Here is a 1548-nt window from a genome sequence, read left to right as displayed (position 1 = left end):
AGAGTTTAAGGTAGGTGACAATGTCGTTTCTACCTTTTTCCCGTACTGGCAAAGTGGGCCGGCGCCTGTCGGTGACTTCCGCAATACGCCGGGTGATGGAATTGATGGATACGCCAGAGAAGTTGTAGTACGCCCAACTCAGTTTTTTACTCACCAGCCTAAAAACTACAGTCATGCTGAATCCGCTACCCTGACCACGGCCGGGCTTACTGCGTGGCGTGCTCTGGTGGTGGACGGCGGCATTAAACCGGGGAACACGGTGCTGGTACTGGGTAGTGGCGGCGTTTCTGTATTTGCCTGCCAGCTAGCAAAAAGCCTGGGGGCGACCGTATTTGCAACTTCGTCTTCCAATGACAAGCTGGAGCATTACAAGAGGTTGGGAGCGGACCACCTGATCAACTATAAAGAAGACCCTGAATGGGGTAAAACAGTTCGCAAATTGACCAATGGCCGGGGTGTCGACCACGTCATTGAAGTCGGCGGGCCGGGTACCTTGCCTCAGTCTATTAATGCTGTTGCTATTGCAGGTCATATTGCGCTAATTGGTGTGCTAACCGGAAGTGAAGGTGAAGTTCCAACTGCAAAAATCATGGCTAAACAAGCTCGTTTGCAGGGACTCATTGTAGGCAGTTGTGACCATCAAAAAGACTTTGTGCGCGCCTTAGAGTCCAATGGCGTTAAACCGGTGATTGATAAAACCTTTGCGTTGGAAGAGTTGGCTGACACCTTTCGTTATGAGGAATCAGGGAAACACTTCGGTAAAATTTGCGTAGAGCTTTAGGCTCAGATAGCTCCTGTGGACACGAAAGCCCCTGAGATTAAAGCAGGGGCTTTTTTATATCAATTGAAAGCTTACTAATAAAGCTAACGCATACGGCATCTGAGTATGAAAACCCTATTGGCGGCTGGATAATATTTTAGTAGGATTGTTGCTAAAATGTTATTTTTTCACGCTAATCAATACATGGAGGTCGATGTGCGCTTTTTGGGTTTATTGCTGCTTGCGCTTGCGTTTACAAGTCATGCTGAAGTTACCGATTGGATCCCTTTTGAGTTGGACAGTGGTCACGTAAGAATTACCGTTGAAGTCGATGGCATTGAAGGCAATGCAATAATTGACTCAGGTTCTCAGCTCAATGTTATTAATAAAAAATTTATAGAAAAGCATGATTTAGAGTACGAAATTTCAACTTTTACGGGCGTTAGCGGCGTTCATCACAAGTCGCGTCAACCTATATATGAAAGCGTCCCGACCCAACTCTTTGGCTCTGAAATGGAGCTTAACCTGGTTGGTGCAGACTTTGGTCATTCCGGTAATGCTCTCATTATTGGTGCTCCGTTTTTACGAAACTTTATTGTGCAGTTTGACTATCCTAACGGGCGCTTACGCCTTGCCACTCGTGATGCTCTTAATCTGGATGAGGTTGCTAACTTGCCTATGAGAGCTCAAAAAGGGTCGGGTAGGCCATTGGTCCGGGTCACTCTTAATGATGAAAAAGATATTTGGATGATTCTTGATACCGGTAACAGCGGCGGAATTTATATGTA

Annotated in this window: 1 protein-coding gene and 1 pseudogene; both read left to right on the top strand. The window is 46.3% G+C overall.

What is annotated here, in order from left to right; translation table 11 throughout:
- A partial coding sequence (locus B3180_RS10455; RefSeq protein ID WP_286844390.1) for a zinc-dependent alcohol dehydrogenase family protein occupies nucleotides 1-781 on the top strand: 781 nt, incomplete at its 5' end.
- A 156-nt stretch (nucleotides 782-937) separates the two neighbouring features.
- Nucleotides 938-1548, top strand: a pseudogene (locus tag B3180_RS10450) (aspartyl protease family protein); the annotation flags it as partial.

This window comes from Idiomarina sp. UBA4206 (assembly GCF_002383015.1).
Classification (GTDB): domain Bacteria; phylum Pseudomonadota; class Gammaproteobacteria; order Enterobacterales; family Alteromonadaceae; genus Idiomarina; species Idiomarina abyssalis.
Note: the sequence above shows the minus strand (reverse complement) of the source record. Positions and strands in the feature narration are given on the sequence as shown.